Origin of the sequence: Gordonia sp. 852002-10350_SCH5691597 (genome assembly GCF_001665715.1) — a bacterium.
Lineage (GTDB): Bacteria > Actinomycetota > Actinomycetes > Mycobacteriales > Mycobacteriaceae > Gordonia > Gordonia sputi.
Genome location: NZ_LZMO01000277.1, coordinates 1 through 1,223, shown reverse-complemented (window position 1 = coordinate 1,223; position 1,223 = coordinate 1). Strand labels below are relative to the sequence as shown.

Annotated in this window: 3 protein-coding genes; all 3 read right to left on the bottom strand. The window is 60.5% G+C overall.

Annotated elements, in window-relative coordinates; genetic code table 11:
- Nucleotides 1-424 (bottom strand): hypothetical protein (locus tag A5777_RS21265; RefSeq protein WP_156529447.1); only part of this gene is annotated, 424 nt, incomplete at its 3' end.
- A complete protein-coding gene (locus tag A5777_RS21260) occupies nt 421-678 on the bottom strand; it encodes a hypothetical protein (protein ID WP_064864377.1) in 258 nt (85 codons plus the stop codon). The genes A5777_RS21265 and A5777_RS21260, both read right to left, overlap by 4 nt.
- Complete coding sequence (locus tag A5777_RS21255; protein WP_231895153.1) at nt 671-1,075, bottom strand: RusA family crossover junction endodeoxyribonuclease; 405 nt, start codon at nt 1,073-1,075, stop codon at nt 671-673. The genes A5777_RS21260 and A5777_RS21255 overlap by 8 nt, the downstream gene beginning before the upstream one ends.
- Between the last annotated feature and the right edge of the window lie 148 nt (nt 1,076-1,223).

Genomic DNA, 1,223 nt, shown 5'->3' with positions numbered 1-1,223 from the left:
CTCGCCACGTCTTACGGATTCGGTAACGCCAGGTGCGCTCGTACGCTTCACGTTTCGCGATCGCCGCAGCACGTTCCTCGTCCTCCACTCTCATCTGCGCGAGGTAACCGTCAACCACGCCAACGTCATAGCCGCACGAGAGCAGCCATTCACGCTCGGTCGGGATGGGCGCGCGCTCGTCGTCGGGGACGAAGACTTCCTGGTAGCCGTTGCCGGGCCAGCGACGCGCGTCCCATGTGAGAGCGGCGCGCATAGCGACGTCGCGCTCGTAGCCTTTGTCGAGCAGGTATTGCAGGTTCGACCTCGTGGCCTGGTCGATGAGGGCGTCGAGATTCAAGCCGAGGCCGTAAGACTGCCTGTTTCGGAAACGCAATTCCTTCATCGCGTTTAGGTCGGTGATCGTGTAGACGGGTTCGCTGCTCATGGCTGCAATCCGCTCCTGTTGATCGGGAACTCCTCGACACGGAAAGTTCCTGTAGATGGGTCGATTTCAGCCCGCGTGACCCTGACAAACAGTGGGTCAATGTGGACCGAGACGACGCCGTACGGATCGATGCCGAGGCGTCGAATGGCGTTCCACACACTCGATGAGGAAATGGTCCCGTCGTCTTCGGGCTCGTTGTACTCGGGGTCGTAGTTGGGGTGGTTTTTCGTGCTGTCGACGGGGTAGTCAGTCATTGGTTCGCTCCTTGATGGTGATGAGCACGCCGGTTGTTTCGTCGGGTTCTGCGATGCGTTTGGTGGCGCGTAGGTCGATGACGGTTGAGTCGTCGGTGAACCAGACTCCGGTGAGGGCGTCGAGGATTGCGCGTGCCAGTTTGTCGATGTCTGGTCGTTTGGTGGCGGGTGGTGTTGGTTTCCGCTTAGGAGTCGATTTGGGCCGCGGAAGTATGAAAGTGAGGTCGATACCCACGGGACCGTCTGAAAGTCCGGGAGCGTTTGAATGAGCGGCCAATGCGACGCGCTCACGCCACGGCCCCACAGCTTTTGATGACTCGATGAGGATAGCCTTCCCGCCGCGGCGACCCTTGAATGATTTAGATCCCTGGGGGGCCGGGACACCCGGAACGAACACGGACCTCACGGCATCGCCTTCCGGTCGGCGAGCTTGCGTACCGCGGCCATCACCTCGGCGTGAGCGGAGCGAACGCGTCTCTCGGGACAAAACTTCGGAGCGAAATTCGGTTCGCCTTTTCCTGCGCGTTCAGGAACGTAAGAAGAGG

Coding starts and splice junctions, on each gene's coding strand:
- A5777_RS21260 (WP_064864377.1), bottom strand. CDS start 678: ATGACTGACTACCCCGTCGACAGCACGAAAAACCACCCCAACTACGAC.